This window comes from Alsobacter sp., assembly GCF_059501845.1.
In genome coordinates this window covers 77,495-95,210 of record NZ_JCACDK010000011.1, presented here as the reverse complement: position 1 = coordinate 95,210, position 17,716 = coordinate 77,495, and the positions used below count along the sequence as shown (strand labels likewise).

Genomic DNA, 17,716 nt, shown 5'->3' with positions numbered 1-17,716 from the left:
CCAACGTCATGGGTGTCGATCTTTTCGCGGGGGCATCGTATGAGGGCGTGACCGTCCTTCCCATGCGCGCTCCCACGATCCTCGTCTTCGATTCAGGGCTCGGCGGCCTCACCGTCTTCCGGGAGGTGGTGCGGGCACGTCCTGATGCGCGGTTCGTCTACGCCGCCGACGATGCCGCATTCCCTTATGGGCGTCTCGGCGAGGCCGAACTGGTATCCCGCGTCGTCGCGGTGATGGACAGGCTCATCGGTCGTTTCAATCCCGGGATCGTTGTCATCGCCTGCAACACCGCATCGACCTTGGTGTTGCCGGCGCTGCGGGCGAAGTTCCCCGGTCTTCCTTTCGTCGGCACGGTTCCTGCCATCAAGCCGGCCGCGGAAGGCTCGCGAACGCGGCACATCGCGGTGCTGGCCACGCCCGGCACTGTGAAGCGTGACTACACTCAGGAATTGATCCGCAACTTTGCCGGAGGCTGCAAGGTCACCCTCGTCGGCTCGACCGTCCTGGCCGGGCTCGCGGAAGCGTATCTTCGCGGCGACGAGATTTCCGACGAGGCCATTGCGGCCGAAATCGCTCCCTGCTTCGCCGTGGGCCCGAGGGTTGACACGGTCGTTCTGGGCTGCACGCATTACCCGCTTCTGCTGGATCGCCTCAGGGCCCTCGCGCCCTGGCCGGTCACCTGGATCGATCCGGCTCCCGCCATCGCACGGCGCGTCGTGCAACTGATCGGCCCGGCACCGGACGCCTTCGCACCGCCCGACGCGGCAATGGCCGTCCTCACCTCCGGAGCGGAAGTGTCACCCGCGCTGCCGCGGGTGCTTGCAGCGCAAGGCCTCAACCAGCTGCAAATAGTAGAAGTCGAGTAGACTCGCTTACGTTGAAATTTGATCCTCTTGGTTGACTCTATGAATTCGAGCCTCATAAGGTTCGGGTATTGGATGTCCACCGCCTCAAGTTCAGTTTGTCTCTTCGGTTATGCCAAAAGCGAGCAGTCCGTCGGGTCTATGATGGACGCTTCGGAGCTTTAGAATCTTTTGCTCTGAACGAAGTTCAAGCATTCCAGCGCTATGGCACGCTGATCGTGCTTTCTTTTCTGTTCAATCTTTTTAACGCGAGGATTTCCCATGGGCGCGACCCAGACAATCGAACAGAAACAGCAGGAAGACGCGAAATTTCGCGCGTTCATGGACGATGTGAGAAAAGCATCCGACGTCGAGCTGGACCGGCTTCGCTCGGAAATGATCAAGCAGGCGAAAAGCCATTACGAGGAGAATGGCTGGGATCATGCAAGGCTCTGCGGCGACGCCAAAAGCGATTACCAGAACTACGACGACTGGGGCCTCGAGCGGATCAACAAGATCATCACTGCGATCGGAAGCGCCCTGTCAAAGGGTGACTACCCCTCGAACAAGGTTCCGGGTTCCAACCACGCCGAGAAGTCGACCATCGACAAGGCGAAGGAATTCGCCGGGGTCTTCGCTGGGGACTACACGCTGATCGTCGCGCGGGTCCAGGCGATCGTGTCGACCTTCATCAGCCAGTTCGCCACGGTCTCCGAAGCCAAGCAGGACTCGTCGATGTCCGACATGCCGCTTGCCGGGGGGCTGCACCTCTTCACGGCGACGAGCGGCCGGACCTATCGGCGGGAGGAGTTCTTTTCGCGACAGTTCATCGGTTCGTTCCAGATCGTTTTCTCCGCCTACATGAGCGTCGACGAGGCGCGGGCGATTGGCCTGACGCAGATCCTGCGCACGACGGAACTGGAACTGAACTTCATCAACGGAGAAATTCTGGCCATCCGAGAGGCCCAGGCCAAGAGCCTCGCCGAGATCAGGAAGAGCGATATCAAGGACTACATATCGACCAAGGCCACCTACAGCGAAATCGTCGACAGCCTGAAAGCCGACCGCGAAAAGCTGATGCTCGAATTCGAGAAGTACAAGGGTGTCGAGCGAACGCTGGACCACTTCATCGCCAGGGACATGCTGTCACCCACCCCGGGCGGCCTCAACAGCTTCAGGCTGGAGGATCTTTTCCCCTCGACCTGGGAAGCAGACGTAGCCCGCCGGCTCCTTGCCTCCCGATAGCGCAGGCTGGCCCGCGAAGACCCCGAGCGGCCTGGCCAGGCGGGTGGAGAACACCGATGCAACCCTACGACATCGCGAATTTGCCGAGAGACACGGCAAGCTGGCTCAAGGTTCGTTTCCTCGCGCCCATCCTGAATGTGGAAGGCGGGTGGGAATACTGGATCCAGATCGATTTTCCGTGCTGGCTGGACACTCGGGGTGCCGACCCGTTCGACTTCCGGCGGGAGTACACTCTCGACCACGTGAGACTGGACTGGATCATCAACGCCACGTTCGGGGCGAACATGGTGGCCGTCAACATCAAGGCACAGTCGCACAAGTACCAGACCGATCGTCTGTTGAAGGACGTGACAGCCGACGTTGCCAAATTGAAGAGTATCCGGGACAAGAACATCGCGCGGAAGATGATCGTTGCCGTCGTGGACAGGGCCGCCGAGAAAGCTCTCTCCGAAGACGGGTTCAAAACGATCTACGATGCGCCGGACCACAGCTTTGCCATCATGTCCCGAGACGTGAAGCCCTGAGCGTCAGGTCGAGGGTCTCCCGGTTGACAATGCCCTGTGTGTCCACTAGGCAAGCCGCGACGCGGGCCCTTGGGCCCGCGCTTCGTTTGACGCACCCGCGGTTCCGCGCGAACGCTCGCAAGGGACCTGTCGGCCGGGAAACCGGCAGAGGAGGGCGCGTTCCTCGTACTCGTGTCCGAGAGGAACCGCGATGACAAAGCGCGCAGAAGCCAAGTACAAGATCGACCGCCGCCTCGGCCAGAACATCTGGGGCCGCCCGAAGAGCCCTGTCAACCGTCGCGAATACGGCCCCGGCCAGCACGGACAGCGCCGCAAGGGCAAGATGTCCGACTTCGGCACGCAGCTGCGTGCCAAGCAGAAGCTGAAGGGCTACTACGGCAACATTTCCGAGAAGCAGTTCCGCAAGTACTACGCTGAGGCGATCCGCCTGAAGGGCGACAGCGGCGAGAACCTGATCGGCCTGCTGGAGCGCCGCCTGGACGCGGTCGTGTACCGCGCGAAGTTCGTGGCCACTCCGTTCGCTGCCCGCCAGTTCGTCAACCACGGCCACATCCGGGTGAACGGCAAGCGCGTCAACATCGCCAGCTACCTCGTGAAGCCGGGCGACGTGGTCGAGGTGAAGGAAGCCTCCAAGCAGCTCGCCATCGTGCTCGAGGCCGCCCAGCTCCCCGAGCGTGACGTGCCCGACTATCTCGAGGTCGATCACTCCAAGATGGCTGCCCGCTACGTGCGCGTCCCGACCCTGTCGGAAGTGCCTTATGCGGTGCAGATGGAGCCGAACCTCGTCGTCGAATTCTACTCGCGCTGAACGGTCCAGTTCACGCTGTTGACTGCGAAAAGCCGCCTGAGAGGGCGGCTTTTCTGCATTTTGTCCGGCGCCGTACCGCACAGGCCGGTGTTTCGCAGACCACTTTCAACATCATTTAATCGGTGTCACGTAAACATCCGCACGGATTCTTCCTGGGATGACACGTGATGCGCGGTTTCTTTGTCGCCGGCCTGATCTGTGCTGTATCCGCCACCTACGGCCATGCTCAAGACGCATGCTCGACCGCGCGGGCCGAGATGACGAGGGCCAGCAAACACTATGGCGGCATGGTCGACCAGCTGCTGGTCGCGAGGCGAGGTCTTGGCAGGTTCGGCACCATGGGTGACGAGGACAAGCTGCGAGCGGTGCGCCAGTTTGGCCTTCTCCAGCGCGACACCGACGCCCAGCGCAGCCGCGTCCTTGTCGTCTACGAGGCGCTGATCGCTGGGTCCTGCGAACCATTCGACAGAACCGGGTACGACAAGACCGTCGAAACATTCCGCCGGGCTTCAGGGGAGGAGCGCGAGGCTCTGGCCCAAGCCAAGCGCGACGCCGCGCTGAAGGTGCTGGGCGCCAACTGAGCGCTCAGAACTGCCTGAGGTCGAACGGCGTGCCGTCGGCGCGGAAATCCAGCCTGTAGCTGCGGCCATCGTCGCCGATCGCCTCGCACAGCAACGCCGCCGGGCTCGTTCCCTTGGCGCTGTAGGTGCAGGTTCCGGTCACGGGGACAGGATCGGTGTTGGGGTCGTCGCCAGCGCGCACGCGGGTCAGCCGCAGCACTGCGCCGTCCATGGGTACCTTGCGGTTGCTTTCCCCGATGAAGGCGAGGGCAGACCGTCCGTCGGCGAGACCGACCATCCAGATGGTGCGCTTGTTGCGCAGGTGCATGTAGACCACGCCGCCGTCGCCGGCGCAGTTCGCCGGCTGTCCTGCCACCACGATGGACGTGCACTGGCCCTTGAAACCGCCGAGACGATCAATGGCGAGCCCATCCGCGGCCACGGCGGAGGCGGGACCTGCGAGGGCCGGGACGAAAGCCGAGCCGAGGACGAGAACAGCGAGCTTCGGCATCATTCTGGCTTTCCCCGGCACGGAGCCCGCGCCGGTCACGACGCTGCACTGCAGCGACAATGGGGCTCAACGCATGAGGCGGGCAAGAGTGCCCGCCCCGTTGTCCGCGATGAAGTCACGAGGCGTTGCACGAACGCCCTTCGCCGTCAGCCGGGATGAGGCACTTTCACGTTGATCTCATCGTCCGCCTTGGGCCTGTCTATGGCCAGGCTCTCGCCCGTGACGAGGTAGTACACCGTCTCGGCCACGTTGGTCGCGTGGTCGCCGATGCGCTCGATGTTCTTCGCGCTGAACAGGAGGTGCGTGCAGAAGCCGATATTGCGCGGATCTTCCATCATGTACGTCAGCAGTTCGCGGAACAGCGAGTTGTAGAGCTGGTCGATCTCGCCGTCGCGCTGCCATACGGAAAGGGCCGCCTGGGCGTCGCGGGTCGTGTAGGCGTCCAGCACATGCTTGAACTGGTTCAGGGCCAACAGGCTCATATTGTTGAAGCCGGCCATGAGCTTCTGGGGCGGGAACTGGCCCTCCATCGCGAGCACGCGCTTGGCGACGTTCTTGACGAGATCGCCGACCCGCTCGAGGTCGTTCGCGATGCGGATCGTGGCGATGATGTCCCGCAAGTCGACGGCCATGGGCTGGCGCCGCGCGATCATCATGATCGCCTTCTCTTCCACTTCCCGCTGAAGCTGGTCGAGGCGCGGGTCGGCGGCGATGATCTTCTGCGCGATGCGTACGTCCTGCCGGGACAGCGCGTCGATGGCGTCGGCCTGCATCGTCTCCGCGATTCCGCCCATCTCGGCGATGATTCGCTTGAGATCGCGCAACTCGGTGTCGAAGGAGGAAACGGTATGATCTGTCATTATGGCCTCGCATTCGGTCGCAGGCACTGGCGGCACCTGTCGGGTGGTGTCAGCCGAAGCGGCCGGTGATGTAGTCCTGGGTCGCCTTCTCGGAGGGCGAAGTGAACAGCTTCGAGGTTTCGCCGAATTCGACGAGCTCGCCGAGGTACATGAAGGCCGTGTAGTCGGACACGCGTGCGGCCTGCTGCATGTTGTGGGTCACAATGGCGATCGTGTAGGTCTGCTTGAGCTCGTCAATCAGTTCCTCGACCTTCGCGGTCGAGATGGGGTCGAGAGCCGAGCAGGGTTCGTCGAACAGAATGACGTCGGGCTTCACCGCCACCGAGCGGGCGATGCACAGGCGCTGCTGCTGTCCGCCGGAGAGGCTGAGGCCGGAGGCGTCGAGCTTGGTCTTCACCTCGTCCCAAAGGGCCGCGCCGCGCAGCGCCGTCTCGACGCGGTCGTCCATCTCGCTCTTCGGCAGGCTTTCGTAGAGCCGGATGCCGAAGGCGATGTTGTCGTAGATCGACATCGGGAAGGGCGTCGGCTTCTGGAACACCATGCCGATGCGGGAGCGCAGCAGGTTCAGGTCCTGCTTGGGGTCCAGGATGTTGTCGCCATCGAGCAGCACCTCGCCCTCGGCCCGCTGGCGCGGGTAGAGGTCGTACATGCGGTTGAGGACGCGCAGCAGCGTGGACTTTCCGCAGCCTGACGGTCCGATGAAGGCGGTGACCTTCCTGTCGTAGAGCGGCAGGTTGATCGTCTTCAGGGCAAGGTTCTCGCCGTAGAAGAACTTCAGGTTCCTGACGGTGACTTTTTCCGGGAGATTGACGTGCGCGGTCATGTCACTTCCTCGTCCCGGACAGAGAGCGCGCGGTCACGCTGAGGATCAGCACCGTCATCGTGATGATGATGGCACCGGCCCAGGCGAGGCTCTGCGACTCCTTGTAGGGGCTGCTGGCGAACTGGAAGATCACGTAGGGCAGGTTGGCGATGGGCCGGCTCATGTCCCACGAGAAGAACTGGTTGTTGAGCGCGGTGAACAGCAGCGGCGCTGTCTCCCCGCTGATGCGTGCGACGGCGAGGAGAACGCCGGTCACGAGGCCCGCACGGGCGGATGAGTAGACCACCTGCCGGATGACGAGCGAGCGGGGCATGCCGAGGGCGGCCGCTGCTTCACGCAGCTGCGTGGGCACGAGGACGAGCATGTCCTCCGTCGTGCGCAGCACGACCGGGATCACGATGACCGCGAGGGCCAGTCCGCCGGCGAAGCCGGAGAAGCGGCCGACCGGCGCCACGGCGACGTTGTAAATGAACAGGCCGATGACGATGGAGGGTGCGCTCAGCAGGATGTCGTTGACGAAGCGCACCAGCATCGCGAAGCGCGAGCTCTTGCCGTACTCGGCGAGATATGTGCCGGCGAGCATGCCGAGAGGCGCGCCGATGATGACGCCCAGCACGGTCATCAGCAGCGAGCCGACGATGGCGTTGAGCAGTCCGCCGGCGCTGCCGGGCGGGGGCGTGTTCTCGAGGAAGACGGCGGGCGAGAGGCTTCCGATGCCCCGCCAGATCAATCCGCCGAGGATGAGGACGAGCATGCCGAGTCCGACGACGGTGGCCGCGGTCGACAGCACCATCCATACGTTGCTGCGCGTGGCGCGGCTCCTGTAGCGGTTCAGGTCGCGCATCAGCGGCCTCCCTTGCGCTCGAGCTGCATGAGCATGAGCCGCGCCGCCGCAAGCACCACGAAGGTGACGATGAAGAGCAACAGTCCGAGTGTCATGAGCGAGGATGTGTAGAGACCCGGTTCGGCTTCCGCGAACTGGTTGGCGATGGTCGCCGAGATGGTCGTGCCGGGATCCAGCAGCGAGGGCGAGATGCGGTTGGCGTTGCCGACCACGAAGGTCACCGCCATGGTCTCGCCGAGCGCCCGGCCGAGGGCCAGCATGACGCCGCCGATGACACCGACCCGCGTGAACGGGATGACGACGTTCTTCACGACCTCCCACCGGGTGCAGCCAAGGCCGTAGGCTGATTCCTTCAGCATCGGCGGCACCGTCTCGAAGACATCGCGCGAGATGGACGTGATGAAGGGCAGCACCATGATGGCCAGCACGAGGCCGGCCGTGAACAGGCTCAACCCGGTGCCCAGCACGGTCTGCAGGAAGGGGTTCAGGACGAAGAAGCCCCACATCCCGTAGATGATCGAGGGGATGCCGGCGAGCAGTTCCACCGCGATGCCGATCGGCCGGCGCAACGACAGCGGGCAGAGCTCGGTCAGGAAGATGGCGATGCCGATGCCGATCGGCACGGCGATCACCATGGCGATCGCCGACGTGACCAGCGTGCCGTAGATCGACGGGGCGGCACCGAACTTGTCGAGCGGCGGATTCCAGGACGACGAGGTCAGGAAGCTCAGGCCGAGCTGGCTGAACGTCGGGATCGAGCTGACGATCAGCGACCCGATGATGCCGCCCATGATCACCAGCACGGCGACCGCACTACCCCAGGTCAGCCAGGCGAAAGTGCTATCCGACAGCTTGAAGCGGGCCAAAGCCTGGGCGCGGTCGAGGATGGGCCGCGCTTTCCGCGCCCCCTCTTGCAGGGCCATGTCGACCATCGAGGACTCCTGGTGAAACCTGTGCCCGGCGCCATCGCGCCCGCCGGGTGAGAAGAGCGGGGCGGTGCGCGCCTCGGCGCACCGCCCCGGTTTGGCTTGATCAGCTGGCGGGGGTGAAGACGGGCTTGCCGTCGGCGCCCTTCACTTCGCTCCAGGTCTTCTCGATCAGCGAGATAAGCGACTTCGGCAGCGGGATGTAGTCCAGCTCCTCGGCCATCTTGCCGCCGTTGCGGTAGGCCCAGTCGAAGAACTTCAGGGCGTCGGCCGCGGCCGCGGCGTCCTGGGGCTGCTTCGGCACGAGGATGAAGGTGGCTGCCGTCATCGGCCAGCTCTTGTCGCCCTTCTGGTTCGACAGGATCACGCCGTAGCCGGGCGTTCCCTTCCAGTCGGCGCCTTCGGCCGCGGCCGAGAAGGACGCGAGCTCGGGGCCAACGACCTTGCCGGCCGCATTGACCATCTTCGTGTGCGAAAGCTTGTTCTGCTTGGCGTAGGCGTACTCGACGTAGCCGATAGCGCCCTTCGTCTGCATGACGTTGTTGGCGACACCGTCATTGCCCTTGGCGCCGACGCCGACCGGCCACTCGACGGCCGTCGCGGACCCGACGCTGCCCTTCCAGTCCGGGCTCACCTTCGACAGGTAGTCGGTGAAGTTGAACGTGGTGCCCGAGCCGTCGGCGCGGCGCACGACCGTGATCTTCTGGTCGGGCAGCTTGATGCCGGAATTCAGCTTGGCGATCGCCGGATCGTTCCAGGTCGCGACCTTGCCGAGATAGATCTGGGCCAGGGTGGGGCCGTCGAGCGTCAGTTCGCCCGGGCCCACTCCATCGACGTTGATGACGGGGACGATGCCGCCCATGACGGCCGGGAACTGGATGAGGGCGTTCTTCTCGAGGTCCTCGGCCTTCATCGGGGCGTCGGTGGCGCCGAAGGTCACGGTGCGCGCGACGATCTGCTTGATGCCGCCGCCCGATCCGATGGCCTGGTAGTTCAGGCCGACATTGGTGTCCTTCTTGTAGGCATCAGCCCACTTCGCATAGATCGGGTAGGGGAATGTGGCGCCAGCGCCGGTGATATCGGCCGCCAGGGCCGGGGCAGCCGACAGCCCCGCTACGAGGCTCGCAGCCGCAAGAATTGCTTTCATGTTCACGGAACGTCTCCCTTTGACGTTGCGGTGCCGCGTTTGCGCGGCATTCGCCGGGACAGCTCCCGCAGGATGGCCGTCCGTCGTCCTCTCGTTATGACGCTCGCATGACAACTGCATGACATCGGCCGAAACGCGGCTTGGAGCAGTCCGCGCCGTCAGTTGGGCGCGAGAGGCGCGCGCGTGAGCCGGCCGGACGAGGCGGATCAGGGGATTCGCGCGTGAGCCGGCTCAGCTGTCTCCGAACACCCGCCGGAAGATCGTGTCGGCGTGCTTCGTGTGGTAGCCGAGGTCGAATTTCTCCTCGAGCTCGGCGTCGCTCAGCACCCGGGAGACGTCGGGATCGGCCTTCAACAGCGTGAGGAAGTCGCCCTCGCCGCGCCAGACGGGCATCGCGTTGCGCTGGACGAGGCGATATGCATCCTCCCGGGAGACACCCTTCTGCGTCAGCGCCAGCAGCACGCGCTGCGAATGCACGAGACCGCCGAGCCGGTCCAGATTCCTGCGCATGTTTTCAGGGTAGATCAGCAGCCTGTCGACCACGCCGGTCAGCCGAGCCAGGGCGAAATCGAGCGTCACGGTCGCATCCGGGCCGATCATGCGCTCCACGGAGGAGTGGGAGATGTCGCGCTCGTGCCAGAGCGCCACGTTCTCCATGGCCGGCAATGCGTAGGCGCGCACCATGCGGGCGAGGCCCGTGAGGTTCTCGGTGAGCACGGGATTGCGCTTGTGCGGCATGGCCGAGGAGCCCTTCTGGCCCTCGGAGAAGTACTCCTCAGCCTCGAGCACCTCGGTGCGCTGCAGGTGCCGGATCTCTGTCGCAAGACGCTCGATGGAGGAGGCGACCACGCCCAGCGTCGCAAAGTACATGGCGTGCCGGTCGCGCGGGATCACCTGCGTGGATACCGGTTCGGGGGTCAGGCCCATGGCTTTTGCCACATGCTCCTCGACCCGCGGGTCGATGTTGGCGAAGGAGCCGACGGCGCCGGAGATGGCGCAGGTTGCCACCTCCGCTCGCGCTGCCACGAGGCGCGCCCGCGCCCTGTCGAACTCGGCATAGGCCTGCGCCAGCTTCACGCCGAAAGTGGTGGGCTCGGCATGGATGCCATGCGAGCGGCCGATGGTGGGCGTGTGCTTATGCTCGAGCGCCCGGCGCTTCAGCGCTGCGAGCAATGCGTCCGTGTCGGCGATGAGCAGGTCGGTGGCGCGGGCCAGCTGAACCGCGAGGCATGTGTCCAGAACGTCGGAAGACGTCATGCCCTGGTGAATGAAGCGCGCGTCGGGACCCACGAACTCGGCGAGGTGCGTCAGGAAGGCGATGACGTCGTGCTTCACCTCCCGCTCGATCGCATCGATGCGCTCGACGTCGAAGGTGGCGGCGCCGCCCTTTTCCCAGATCGTCCGCGCCGCTTCCTTCGGGATCACGCCCAGTTCGGCCAGCGCGTCGCAAGCATGCGCCTCGATCTCGAACCAGATGCGAAAGCGGGTTTCCGGCGACCAGATGGCCACCATTTCCGGCCGGCTGTAGCGCGGGATCATGCTCGTCCTTTCGAGGTCAGCGTTGCGCCGCCTCGGCGGCGCTGCGGATGGCGGTGATCGCTTCCGCATAGGTGCCCGGGCCGCCCTTGAAGACGGCAGACCCGGCCACGAGCACATTGGCACCCGCCTCGACGACGAGAGGCGCGGTCTGCGGCGTGATGCCCCCGTCGATCTCGATGTCGATCGAACGCTCGCCGACCATGTCCGCGACGCGGCGCACCTTGCCGACCACCTCCGGGATGAAGGCCTGGCCGCCGAAGCCGGGATTCACGGTCATCAGCAGGATGAGATCGACGCTATCGAGGACGTAGCCCAGCACGTCCTCGGGTGTTGCCGGGTTGATGACGACGCCCGCCTTCTTTCCAAGTGCGCGGATGGCCTGGAGCGACCTGTGCAGGTGCGGTCCGGCCTCGGCATGGACGGTGATGATATCGCACCCGGACTTCGCGAAGGCGTCGAGGAACGGGTCTGCCGGCGCGATCATCAGGTGCGCGTCGAAGGTCTTGGTGGACCACGGGCGCAGGGCCCTGACGACGTCCGGACCGAAGGTGATGTTGGGCACGAAGTGCCCGTCCATCACGTCGAGGTGGATCCAATCCGCTCCGGCGGCGTCCACCGCCTTCACCTCCTCGCCGAGGCGGGCGAAATCGGCAGCCAGGATGGAGGGTGCGATGATGATCGGGCGGGCCATTCCCCGCGCGTACCACCCGGGCGGGCGCTGCGCAATGGCGCGGGCGTGTGGGCCGGGGACGGCCCGCCCACCCGACCCGCGTGGACACGTGCCTTGCGTCTGCCGCCGTGGTACGGGACCGGTGCGGAGCTTATGGTCTGCTTCAATAAAACAACGGGTTCAGGGACAGTCGTTCGATGCGGCGTGACGTGGTTGTGCTGGGGGCAGGCATTGTCGGATTGGCGACGGCGCTGAAGCTTCAGGAGAAAGGGCGGTCGGTCGCCATCGTCGACCGGCAGGGCGCGGGGGAGGGGACCAGCTTCGGCAATGCCGGGCTGATCGAGCGCGCCTCCATCTATCCCTACGCCTTCCCCAGGCGACTGGGCGATCTCGTCAAATACGGCCTGAACAACACGCCGGAGGCGCACTACCACGCCAGCTACCTGCCCCGCATCGCGCCCTGGCTCGCGCGCTACTGGTGGAACGCGGCGCCGCAGCGGCACGAGGAGGCGATGCGGGCGCTGCTGCCGATGATCGAGCATTCCGTCTCCGAGCACGAACCGCTGATCGAGGCCGCCGGGGCGACGCCGCTGGTCCGCCGCACCGGATGGCTGAAGCTGTTCCGGTCCAGGTCCAAGCTCGACGCTGCGGTGCGCGATGCATACGCCCTGCGCAATTTCGGGGTGAAGTTCGAGGTGCTCGAAGGCGATGCGCTGCGCCAGCGCGAACCCAACCTCGCCGACGGCATCGCGGGCGGCATCCACTACCTCGACCCCGTCTGCATCAACGATCCCGCCGCCCTTTCGCGCGCCTATCTCCACCTCTTCGAACAGCGCGGCGGCGGCCTCTTCGCCGGCGATGCGCGAAGCCTTGCCCAGTCCGGCGACGGCTGGAGCGTCACGACCGAGGCAGGCCCGATCGGCGCCGGGCAGGTCGTTCTCGCGATGGGGCCGTGGTCGGACAGCGTCTTCCGGCCGCTCGGCTACGACATCCCGCTCGCGGTCAAGCGCGGCTACCACATGCACTACCGCCCCAAGGGCAATGCAGTCCTTCACCACACCCTGCTCGACGCGGAAAACGGCTATGTCCTGGCCCCGATGTCGCGCGGCATACGCCTGACCACGGGCGCCGAGTTCGCCGACCGGGACGCGCCGCCCACGCCCGTGCAGCTCGAGCGGACCGAGCCCACGGCGCGCAAGCTGTTTCCGCTCGACGAGCGCGTCGACGAGAAGCCCTGGATGGGAGCCAGGCCCTGCCTTCCCGACATGCGGCCTGTCATCGGCGAGGCTCCCCGGCACAAGGGGCTCTGGTTCGCCTTCGGCCACGCCCATCACGGGCTGACGCTGGCGGCCTCCACCGGGCGGCTGCTTTCGGAGCTGATGACGGGGGAGACCCCCTTCGCCAATCCCGCGCCCTTCTCCGCGGCGCGGTTCCAGTAGGCGCTCAGGGCGAGACCATGATCCGGCCGTAGCGCTCGCTCCAGGCCGGCAGGGCTCCCGGATAGGGCAGTGCGCGCGCCTCGAACACACCGCGGGCCACGGCGCGCGCCAGGCAGTCCGCTGCCGCGACGGCGATCTCCACCACGCCCAGGATGGGATCGTGCAGCGGAATCCTGCCTGTCGCCGCGGAGAACACCGAGTCCCCGTCGAGCGGCGTGTGGGCCGGCCGGAGCGCCCGGGCGAGGCCGTTATGGGCACCCAGCGCGACGCGTTTGCACTGCGTCTTGGTGAGCTGCGCGTCGGTGGCGACGACTGCGATGGTGGTGTTCTCGATCGGGCCGCCCTTCAGCCGCGGCACGAGGTCTTCCGGCGTGAAGCGCTGGGGCCAGCCGAGGCCGCCGAATTCCCCGGCCCGCTCGTAGGGCGCGGACCAGAAATGCGGTCCGTCGCCTATCACGGCCGATCCCACGGCGTTCACCGCCACGATGGCACCCACGGTGTAGCCCGACGGAGTCCGTGTGCTGGCCGAGCCGAGGCCGCCCTTGAGCCCCGCGGTTGTCGCCCCGTAGCCGGCGCCGACCGTGCCGAGGCCGAAGCCGGACATGGCTTCCTCGCAGGCCTCGATGCCGAGCTCGCGATAGGGGGGAGTGCGGCCCCAGTCCTTGTCTCCGCCATTGGCGAGGTCGAAGAGGATGGCCTGAGGCACGATGGGAATGGTGTGGACGCCGACGCGGAAGCCCCGGCTGCGCTCCGCCAGGACGGCCTGCACGCCGCCCGCGGCGTCCAGCCCGAAGGCCGAGCCACCGGAGAGAACGATGGCGTCGACCGCCTCGACGGTCATCTCGGGATCGAGCAGGTCGGTGTCGCGCGTGCCCGGTGCGCCGCCGAGCACGGCGAGAGACGCCGATGCGGGCTCGTCGAACAGGACCACGGTCACGCCCGTGGCGTGGCGTGGCGAGGCGGCGTTGCCGACCTTCAGTCCAGCTACATCTGTGAGGAGGTTCTGCACGGCGGCCGATACTCCTCGACCGCCGCTCCCGCCGCAAGGGCTCCGGCAGGGTCATCCTGCAGCGTGCCCTTGCGCGCCCAGATGAACACCCGCCCGCGGCCTGCGCGTCCCAGCCGGTGGTCGGCCGTGCCCGCAAAGACCGCGGTGGCAGCGACCGCGATGAAGAGCACGGCGTCCAGCGCGACGGCGGGCAGGTGCCCGGTGATGCTGTCGGCCGCCGTTCCGATGCCCAGCACGATCATCGCCCAGGCGCAGGCGCCCAGTGCGCGGTCGGCCGGCGGTGCGGGCCCGCGCGGGATGAGGACGTTCACGAAGGCCGCTGCCACTCCGATCTGCGCGAGGCCGAACAGGCGATCCACCAGTTCCGGCACCTGGAAGACCTGCCCCGGGTCGGCACCCGCCATGCCCGCGATCGAGGATGGCCAACCGACCCCCATGCCTGCCAGCCTGAGGAGACCGAGGCAGGCCCACAGGCACGCCCAGCCGGTCACCACGCCGTAAAGGGCGGCTCGCTCCTGCAAAATGAAACTCCGTGCTGAAAACGAACCGCTGAAAAAGACGCCTGAAACGACCGCCACCTGCAAAACGAAGGCAGCCCACTGTACTCCGTCGGGACACGGCGCCTACGTGGTTCCGGTTGCAGGACACGCGAAACCCGCGCATTTGCGTGAAGCCAGGACGCGGGAATACACAAGCTGATGGGCTTGTGATGCAGGCGTGTTCGCCCCGCCTTCCCCAAGGGCCGGCAAGCCGCTACAAGGCGCCGGCATGTCCGACGTTTCCATCCCAGCAGCCCTTTTCGCCGGTGTTCTCAGCTTCCTGAGCCCCTGCGTGCTGCCTCTCGTGCCGCCGTACCTCTGCTATGTCGCGGGAACCTCGATCGAGGAGTTCGCTGAAGGCGGAGAGCGGCGTGCGCGGCGCGACATCCTGATTGCGGCGGCGTTGTTCGTCCTGGGGTTTTCCACCGTTTTCGTGCTGCTCGGCGCGACCGCGTCGCTGCTCGGGCAGGTCGTTCGCCAGTACCTGGACATTCTTTCGCTGCTGGCGGGCGGCGCCATCATCGTGATGGGCCTGCATTTCCTCGGCGTGTTCCGGATCGCCATGCTCTACCGCGAGGCGCGGGTCAGCGTCGAGAAGCCGGTCGGGCTGTGGGGCGCCTATGTCATGGGGCTGGCGTTCGCGTTCGGGTGGACGCCGTGCATCGGGCCGATCCTCGCAACGATCCTCGCCGTGGCGGGATCGGAGGACACGGTCATGCGGGGAGCCGTCATGCTGGCCGTCTACTCGGCCGGCCTCGGCATCCCGTTCCTTCTCGCGGCGGTCGCGCTGGAGCCGTTCACGGCAATGATGAAGCGGTTCCGCAGCCGGATGCACATCGTCGAGAAAACGATGGGAGCATTGCTCGTCGTCACCGGCGTGGCGTTCCTCACCGGCTCGTTCACGCAGATGTCGTTCTGGCTGCTCGAGACCTTCCCGGCCCTCGGCCGGCTCGGCTGAACCGGCTCAGGCCTCCCGGGCGCGGCGGCCCGAGCGGCTGCGGCCTTCGGAGCTCTTGGGCCGCGTTATCGCGCCCAGGCTCGCCTCGACCGCCTCGATGGTCGGCCGCTGGCGCGGCGCATTCTCGTCCAGCACCTTGCGCATGGCCATGAGGTGGCTGGTGGAGGTGCCGCAGCACCCGCCGATAATGCGCGCGCCGGACGCCAGCGCCAGGCGGGCATAGTCGGCCATCATCTCCGGCGTGCCGCCGTAGTGCACCTTGCCGCCGACGAGCGTGGGGATGCCGCAATTGCCTTTGGCCACGAACACGTGGTCGTGCCGGCCGGCAGCCGCTTCGGCATCGCTCATCGACAGGATGGAAGCGACGAGATCTCCCGGGCCGATGCCGCAATTGGCGCCGATCGCGATGGGCTTCTCGGGCAGTGCATCGGCAAGCGCCGTGAGCGCCTGCGGCGTCAGCCCCATCATGGTCCGCCCGGCCGTGTCGAAGCTCGCGGTAAACACGAAGGGCAGGCCGGCCTGGATTGCACCGCGCGCTGCGGCCTCGATCTCCTCGGGCGCCGACATGGTCTCAATCCAGGCCACGTCCGCGCCGCCCTCCTTCAGGCCGCGCGCCTGCTCGGCGAAGGCGGCCACGGCGGCCTCGGGCGTCAGCGCGCCCAGCGGCTCGAAGAGCTCACCCGTGGGGCCCATCGAGCCGGCGACGACGACGTCCCGGCCGGAGGCGTCGGCGACTTCGCGCGCCAGCCTCGCCGCGACGAGGTTCAGCTCGGCGGCGCGCTCCTCGAGACCATGCAGCTTCAGGCGAAAGCGATTGGCGCCGAAGGTGTTGGTCAGGACGACGTCGGACCCCGCGGCAATGAAGCGGGCGTGCAGATCCTTGACCTTCTCCGGCGCTTCGAGAAGCCACGCCTCGGGGGCCTCGCCGGGTGCAAGGCCCATCTCGAAGTAGTTCGTGCCTGTCGCGCCATCGGCGAGGAGGGCAGGGCGCTCGGCGAGAAGCCTGGTCAGTCGGTCGGTCACGCGACACCTCGGAGAGATTCTACGGTTGTCACTAAGCAAGCAGCTTGCGTTTGTCAAAACGGACGGCGCGTACGGAAAGGCGGATGGCTGCCCCTTCCCGAAGCCGGAGGGAGACGCTGGCGCGCGTGCGCCTGAAGGGGTGGAGTCCTGGAACTCATGAAGTGGGGCTCGCCTCTTCCTCAAAGAATGGCGACGAGACCGTGATGCGCTGCGCAACAATAGAAAAGGGCGCCCCGAGGCGCCCTTTCCGATCACGTGCCAGGCAGATTACTGCTGGACGTAGGTGATCTTGCCCTTGTCGTCCTTCTTCCAGACGTACATCACGTAGTCGAGCGACGTACGGTCGCCCTTCTTGTCGAAGGAGATGTCGCCCAGCGCGGTCTTGAACGGCTTGCCGGAGTTCATCACCTCGGCGATCTTCTTGGTGTCCATGGCCTTGGCCTGCTCGGCAGCCTGGGCGAGGATCTGCACTGCGGCGTAGCTGTAGAGCGTATACGCCTCGGGCTCGAACTTCTTGGCGCGGAACTCGTCAACCACGGCCTTCGCGGCCGGATTGTTGCGCGGGTCCGGACCGAAGGACATCAGCGTGCCGATGACGCCGTCGCCGCCGATGGTGGCGAACTCGTCGGAGGTGATGCCGTCGCCGGACATCATGACCGTCTTCAGACCCTGGTCGCGCATCTGGCGCACGATCAGGCCGCCTTCGGTGTGCAGGCCGCCCCACATGACGACGTCGGCGCCGGAAGCCTTGATCTTGGAGACGAGCGCCGAGAAGTCCTTCTCGCCCGTGTTCACGCCTTCATAGAGCACTTCCTTGATGCCGTCGGCATTCATGAAGCCCTTGGCGGCGTCGGCAAGACCCTGGCCGTAGGTCGTCTTGTCATGGACGACGGCGATCTTCTTGCCTGCCAGGTTCTTCTTGGCGTACTCCGCCCACAGCTTGCCCTGCTGGTCGTCACGGCCGCAGGTGCGGAACACGTTCCACATTCCACGCTCGGTCAGCTTCGGGTTGGTGGCCGAAGGCGAGATCACGATGGCGCCGTTCTCCTGATAGACCTCGGAGGCCGGGATCGTCACGCCGGAGTTGAAGTGACCGACCACGAGCTGCACGCCGTCGCCGATGAACTTGTTGGCGACGGAGACGCCCTGCTTGGGATCGGAAACGTCGTCGCCGGTTACCACGACCACCTTCTGGCCGAGAATTCCGCCCTTTGCATTGATGTCTTCGACCGCCTGCTGCACGCCGTTGACGAGCTGCGCGCCGAAGGCTGCGTTCGGGCCGGTGATCGGGCCGGCCACGCCGAGCTTGATTTCGGCATGAGCGATCGCCGACGCCATCATGACGGCGCCGAACGCGATACCGGTCATCAGAACTTTCTTCATAGACACTTCCCCTCTGGTGGTTCGAACCCTTGTTCCGGGTTCGTCTTCTCCGAAAGTCTCCCACCG

At 65.9% G+C, this 17,716-nt stretch carries 19 protein-coding genes; 7 read left to right on the top strand and 12 right to left on the bottom strand.

The window, feature by feature from the left end:
• The first annotated feature begins 8 nt into the window (after nt 1-8).
• The 5 genes from murI to AC5JCN_RS07875 all read left to right on the top strand — a co-directional run bounded on the left by murI (nt 9) and on the right by AC5JCN_RS07875 (nt 4,000).
• Nucleotides 9-866 carry a glutamate racemase gene (gene murI, locus AC5JCN_RS07895; RefSeq protein ID WP_495754487.1) on the top strand — a complete coding sequence of 286 codons (858 nt, stop codon included), beginning with the start codon at nt 9-11 and terminating at the stop codon, nt 864-866.
• 258 nt (nt 867-1,124) lie between these two features.
• Nucleotides 1,125-2,087 (top strand): hypothetical protein, encoded by a 963-nt coding sequence (locus AC5JCN_RS07890; RefSeq protein WP_495754486.1) that lies wholly within the window; start codon nt 1,125-1,127, stop codon nt 2,085-2,087.
• A 56-nt stretch (nt 2,088-2,143) separates the two neighbouring features.
• Nucleotides 2,144-2,611 carry a hypothetical protein gene (locus AC5JCN_RS07885; RefSeq protein WP_495754485.1) on the top strand — a complete coding sequence of 156 codons (468 nt, stop codon included), beginning with the start codon at nt 2,144-2,146 and terminating at the stop codon, nt 2,609-2,611.
• Between the two features lie 190 nt (nt 2,612-2,801).
• Complete coding sequence (gene rpsD, locus AC5JCN_RS07880) at nt 2,802-3,419, top strand: 30S ribosomal protein S4 (protein WP_495754484.1); 618 nt, start codon at nt 2,802-2,804, stop codon at nt 3,417-3,419.
• A 167-nt stretch (nt 3,420-3,586) separates the two neighbouring features.
• On the top strand, nt 3,587-4,000 hold the full coding sequence (locus AC5JCN_RS07875; protein WP_495754483.1) for a hypothetical protein: 414 nt from the start codon (nt 3,587-3,589) through the stop codon (nt 3,998-4,000).
• Between the two features lie 4 nt (nt 4,001-4,004).
• Here AC5JCN_RS07875 and AC5JCN_RS07870 read toward each other — a convergent pair whose 3' ends face one another.
• The 8 genes from AC5JCN_RS07870 to rpe all read right to left on the bottom strand — a co-directional run bounded on the left by AC5JCN_RS07870 (nt 4,005) and on the right by rpe (nt 11,320).
• Complete coding sequence (locus AC5JCN_RS07870) at nt 4,005-4,493, bottom strand: hypothetical protein (RefSeq protein WP_495754482.1); 489 nt, start codon at nt 4,491-4,493, stop codon at nt 4,005-4,007.
• A 143-nt stretch (nt 4,494-4,636) separates the two neighbouring features.
• Nucleotides 4,637-5,350 carry a phosphate signaling complex protein PhoU gene (phoU, locus tag AC5JCN_RS07865; RefSeq protein WP_495754481.1) on the bottom strand — a complete coding sequence of 238 codons (714 nt, stop codon included), beginning with the start codon at nt 5,348-5,350 and terminating at the stop codon, nt 4,637-4,639.
• A gap of 49 nt (nt 5,351-5,399) precedes the next feature.
• Nucleotides 5,400-6,173, bottom strand: a complete 774-nt coding sequence (gene pstB, locus AC5JCN_RS07860; RefSeq protein WP_495754480.1) for a phosphate ABC transporter ATP-binding protein PstB — start codon at nt 6,171-6,173, stop codon at nt 5,400-5,402.
• 1 nt (nt 6,174) lies between these two features.
• Nucleotides 6,175-7,017 carry a phosphate ABC transporter permease PstA gene (gene pstA / locus AC5JCN_RS07855; protein WP_495754479.1) on the bottom strand — a complete coding sequence of 281 codons (843 nt, stop codon included), beginning with the start codon at nt 7,015-7,017 and terminating at the stop codon, nt 6,175-6,177.
• A complete protein-coding gene (pstC, locus tag AC5JCN_RS07850; RefSeq protein ID WP_495754478.1) occupies nt 7,017-7,949 on the bottom strand; it encodes a phosphate ABC transporter permease subunit PstC in 933 nt (310 codons plus the stop codon). Before pstC ends, pstA begins: the two co-directional genes overlap by 1 nt.
• Before the next feature lie 100 nt (nt 7,950-8,049).
• Nucleotides 8,050-9,090 carry a phosphate ABC transporter substrate-binding protein PstS gene (gene pstS, locus AC5JCN_RS07845; RefSeq protein WP_495754945.1) on the bottom strand — a complete coding sequence of 347 codons (1,041 nt, stop codon included), beginning with the start codon at nt 9,088-9,090 and terminating at the stop codon, nt 8,050-8,052.
• Between the two features lie 231 nt (nt 9,091-9,321).
• On the bottom strand, nt 9,322-10,629 hold the full coding sequence (purB, locus tag AC5JCN_RS07840; protein WP_495754477.1) for an adenylosuccinate lyase: 1,308 nt from the start codon (nt 10,627-10,629) through the stop codon (nt 9,322-9,324).
• A 16-nt stretch (nt 10,630-10,645) separates the two neighbouring features.
• Nucleotides 10,646-11,320 (bottom strand): ribulose-phosphate 3-epimerase, encoded by a 675-nt coding sequence (gene rpe, locus AC5JCN_RS07835; RefSeq protein ID WP_495754476.1) that lies wholly within the window; start codon nt 11,318-11,320, stop codon nt 10,646-10,648.
• 176 nt (nt 11,321-11,496) lie between these two features.
• On the opposite strand from rpe, the gene AC5JCN_RS07830 reads away from it, so the two are divergent.
• Nucleotides 11,497-12,738: an NAD(P)/FAD-dependent oxidoreductase gene (locus tag AC5JCN_RS07830; RefSeq protein WP_495754475.1), complete on the top strand. Its 1,242-nt coding sequence runs from the start codon at nt 11,497-11,499 to the stop codon at nt 12,736-12,738.
• A 4-nt stretch (nt 12,739-12,742) separates the two neighbouring features.
• Here AC5JCN_RS07830 and AC5JCN_RS07825 read toward each other — a convergent pair whose 3' ends face one another.
• Both AC5JCN_RS07825 and AC5JCN_RS07820 read right to left on the bottom strand, forming a co-directional pair.
• On the bottom strand, nt 12,743-13,747 hold the full coding sequence (locus tag AC5JCN_RS07825; protein WP_495754474.1) for a P1 family peptidase: 1,005 nt from the start codon (nt 13,745-13,747) through the stop codon (nt 12,743-12,745).
• Entirely contained in the window at nt 13,723-14,268 is a 546-nt protein-coding gene (locus AC5JCN_RS07820; RefSeq protein WP_495754473.1) for a hypothetical protein, read from the bottom strand. The genes AC5JCN_RS07825 and AC5JCN_RS07820 overlap by 25 nt, the downstream gene beginning before the upstream one ends.
• A gap of 247 nt (nt 14,269-14,515) precedes the next feature.
• Here AC5JCN_RS07820 and AC5JCN_RS07815 point away from each other — a divergent pair, with 247 nt between their 5' ends.
• Nucleotides 14,516-15,244 (top strand): cytochrome c biogenesis CcdA family protein, encoded by a 729-nt coding sequence (locus AC5JCN_RS07815; RefSeq protein WP_495754472.1) that lies wholly within the window; start codon nt 14,516-14,518, stop codon nt 15,242-15,244.
• A 6-nt stretch (nt 15,245-15,250) separates the two neighbouring features.
• Here AC5JCN_RS07815 and bmt read toward each other — a convergent pair whose 3' ends face one another.
• Both bmt and AC5JCN_RS07805 read right to left on the bottom strand, forming a co-directional pair.
• Nucleotides 15,251-16,267, bottom strand: coding sequence for a betaine--homocysteine S-methyltransferase (bmt, locus tag AC5JCN_RS07810; protein WP_495754471.1), 1,017 nt, complete (start codon nt 16,265-16,267; stop codon nt 15,251-15,253).
• A 267-nt stretch (nt 16,268-16,534) separates the two neighbouring features.
• Nucleotides 16,535-17,650 carry a branched-chain amino acid ABC transporter substrate-binding protein gene (locus tag AC5JCN_RS07805; protein ID WP_495754470.1) on the bottom strand — a complete coding sequence of 372 codons (1,116 nt, stop codon included), beginning with the start codon at nt 17,648-17,650 and terminating at the stop codon, nt 16,535-16,537.
• Nucleotides 17,651-17,716 lie beyond the last annotated feature (66 nt).